We start from the raw sequence: 639 nt of genomic DNA, 5'->3' as shown, positions 1-639 counted from the left end.
TGAGATGAGCAGCTTCATCCCGTTTGACCGGTCTCAGCCGTATCTTCTGCCGCCTGATCTGAAGTCGTGGCTTCCGGCTGACGATATGGCGCATTTCGTTGTTGCCGCCGTTGAGCGGGTTCCGATGAGTGCGTTTTCCGTGCCGGTGCGCACGGGCGGGAAGGCGCAGTATCATCCGCGGCTGATGCTGGCGCTTCTGATCTTCAGCTATGCGAACGGGTTGTTTTCCTCACGCCGGATCGAGCGGGCGACATATCGCGATATCGGGGTGCGCTTCGTGGCGGCGAACCTGCATCCGGATCATGATACGATTGCGACCTTCCGCCGGACGAACCGGACAGCCATTGAAGCTGCATTTGCGCAGGTCCTGCTTCTGGCGCGCGAGACGGGTCTGCTGCGTCTGGGTGTAGTATCGATTGACGGCACGAAAATCGATGCCGACGCTTCGAAATACCGTTCCCTGCGCTACGACCGGATCAGGGCACTGCGCGAACAGCTGGCGGTGGAGATCGCGAAACTGATGGACCAGGCGGAGCACGCAGATGCCACAGACAGCGATCCGCAGGCATTGCCGGAAGCGCTTGCCCGACGGGAAACACTGAAAGCGAAGCTGGACGAAGCCTGCGCCCGGCTGGAAGC

General features: G+C 61.0%; 1 protein-coding gene. It reads left to right on the top strand.

All coding sequences use genetic code 11. The features are described 5' to 3' along the window. Positions 1 to 4: 4 nt before the first annotated feature. The coding region (locus GOB93_RS21020; protein WP_173585283.1) for a transposase at positions 5 to 639 on the top strand (635 nt) is incomplete at its 3' end.

This window comes from Acetobacter musti (assembly GCF_011516835.1).
Classification (GTDB): Bacteria; Pseudomonadota; Alphaproteobacteria; order Acetobacterales; family Acetobacteraceae; genus Acetobacter; species Acetobacter musti.
This window is presented reverse-complemented; position numbering and strand designations above follow the sequence as displayed.